The sequence below is a fragment of the Bacillus sp. S4 genome (assembly GCF_040838205.1).
Taxonomy (GTDB): Bacteria; Bacillota; Bacilli; order Bacillales; family Bacillaceae_G; genus Bacillus_A; species Bacillus_A cereus_U.
Genome location: NZ_JBFPJI010000431.1, coordinates 1 through 2,427 on the forward strand (window position 1 = coordinate 1; position 2,427 = coordinate 2,427).

Genomic DNA, 2,427 nt, shown 5'->3' on the forward strand with positions numbered 1-2,427 from the left:
TGTATGAACAACATAAAATAAGAGCGCAGAAGATAGACTGGGGTTATCATGAGTTTTTACCATGGGATAAGGGAATGGACTTTAAAAGAGTTCCTTGGGATGAAAGTCAAGTTACTCTTCCTTCTGGTGTAATTACGGCCATCGAAACAGCTTTATTAACAGAAGTGAATTTACCATGGTTTACAACGTATTTATCTGCGACTTTTAAAGGGTCCCTTTCTGTTATTACAGACTTTATTCATACTTGGACTTCAGAAGAGGATCAACATTCGAATTTATTGGAGACATATTTACTACTCACTCGAAGTGTGAATCCCAAACGATTACATGAATTAAGAAAGTCAGTCGTTGAGGGTGGATTTGAGCCTGATTTTCACACACCAATCGAAGCAATGACGTATACGACGCTACAAGAACTTGCAACGATGGTGTTTTACAATAATGTAGCTAAGGTTGCAAGTAAGCACGATCCAGATCTTGCTACATTATTACGCCGTCTTGCAAAAGATGAAACTCTTCATTATGCGTTTTATCGAGACGTCATTCGAACACATTTGGAATTGGAACCTAATTATTGCTATCATATTGCCAATGTAATTATGAATTTTAAAATGCCAGGTGCTGTCATGCCTGATTTTGAAAATAGAATGGCTGTGATTGCAAAAGAAGCTAACTATGGACCGCTACAATATTTTGATCAAGTACTTGATGTAGTGGTTGATTATTGGGGGTTAAAAGATTTAAGACCAATTGCACCTCTAGCTGAAAAAGCAAGAATTGAGATTTTGGAGTACCACACAAGATTGAAAAAAATACGGGATCGATTTGGTCGTTTTCAAGGGAAAACTGATCTACGTTAATTAGTAGAGGTTTCAGAATATACGCGGGAAAATCCCCCTTCCCTTTATTCGAAATCCGACACGCTCCCTATAAATTTGGTGCTGTTTTTACTAAATTTTATTTTTGAAGAAAAAGATATTGACACTAAAAATAAATTTATGATATTATTAAATATTTGATAAAAAATCACATATATGTTAACCTTAACAAGGTTACCATATATGGAGGTGGATTATATGTTTCAAATTGGCGATAACATTGTTTATCCAATGCACGGAGCAGGTATAATTGAAGCCATAGAAGAAAAAGAATTCTCAGGGGAAAAACAACGGTATTATGTTATAAAAATGTCAATCAGTAATATGCAAGTCATGATTCCTATGGGTAAAATATTGAGTTCGAGTATACGCCCAGTTACTGATATACTTGCATTAAAACACATTATACACATTTTTCAGCATGGAGAATCAGATAGATTATTGCCGTGGAAACAAAGGTATAAAGTGAACACGGACAAAATAAAAACGGGTGAAATACAAGAAGGTGCTGAAGTTGTACGTGATTTAATGCGTATGAAGAAAGAAAAGGCACTTAATACAAGCGAAAAAAAAATGTTGGATAACGCACATGAATTTTTGATTAGTGAACTAGGATTAATTAAAGGAATCACTGAAAATCAAATAAAAAGTTTCTGTTAAGATTCATTATAGATAATGTATTACATCCCCCGAAAATATCCTGAATTTTTCGGGAATATGATTATTATTAAAAGTAAATCATTTCAAAGACATTCAACTTCTTCAACTCACTTTTAGAGTAGGAACCTCTTTTGTTATTACTTCAATCTAATCCATTTTTATTTTTACATTTCTTTTACGAACGTTCGAAGTTTCATCAAATAACTCGATTAAATAGTCACTTGATTTTTGCAATCCTGATTCACACTGGCACGGACAAGGAGCCGTAAGGATGAAAGAGAGGTAGGGCTTTCATTGTTTTAGGTAATATACTATCTAAGTCATTATTTCTAGAAGAAAAAACAATCAATCTCACCGCTATCTTTAAGAATTTCTTACATCTACTGATACAGTGAATAGTAATTGTTTATCTTCTTTACGTAAAATTGATAAGCAAACTGGTAACACCATATGGTCAACTACAAAAAATGGTTTCCAGACCAGGAAACCATTTTTAATTTCATTTACATAACAATAATAAATTAAGCAGTAAGAAGGAGTGCACACATGAAAAAAATGTTAACGAAAGAATTAAGTAATGAATTAAAGAAGCGGGAAGGGGTCATTTCTATTAAAGTTGAGCCTTATGAAAAAATCGAAGTTGGTGGAATTCGTGTAGATGGACCAGCTGTTATTCTAATTAATCAAGAATAGCTAGAAATAGTTGAATGAACGAAGAAAAGGATCAGCCTTTACGAGAAGGGAAGATCCTTTTTGTTTGCTGCAGTTAATATGGGATATACATAATTTTCATCTGATGTGTTGGGGGTTAAAAGGAAGGAGAGGGTCGGGATTATCATAGTGGAAAGCTTAATATTGGTAGGATTTCTTTTTATGTTATATACATTAG

3 protein-coding genes are annotated in these 2,427 nt (G+C 33.5%); all 3 read left to right on the forward strand.

Annotation, left to right across the window (positions count from 1 at the left end; genetic code table 11):
- A partial coding sequence (locus AB3X48_RS21180; RefSeq protein ID WP_367959908.1) for an acyl-ACP desaturase occupies positions 1–860 on the forward strand: 860 nt, incomplete at its 5' end.
- Between the two features lie 216 nt (positions 861–1,076).
- A complete protein-coding gene (locus tag AB3X48_RS21185) occupies positions 1,077–1,538 on the forward strand; it encodes a CarD family transcriptional regulator (RefSeq protein ID WP_016104163.1) in 462 nt (153 codons plus the stop codon).
- 546 nt (positions 1,539–2,084) lie between these two features.
- On the forward strand, positions 2,085–2,231 hold the full coding sequence (locus AB3X48_RS21190; RefSeq protein WP_016104164.1) for a BC1881 family protein: 147 nt from the start codon (positions 2,085–2,087) through the stop codon (positions 2,229–2,231).
- Positions 2,232–2,427 lie beyond the last annotated feature (196 nt).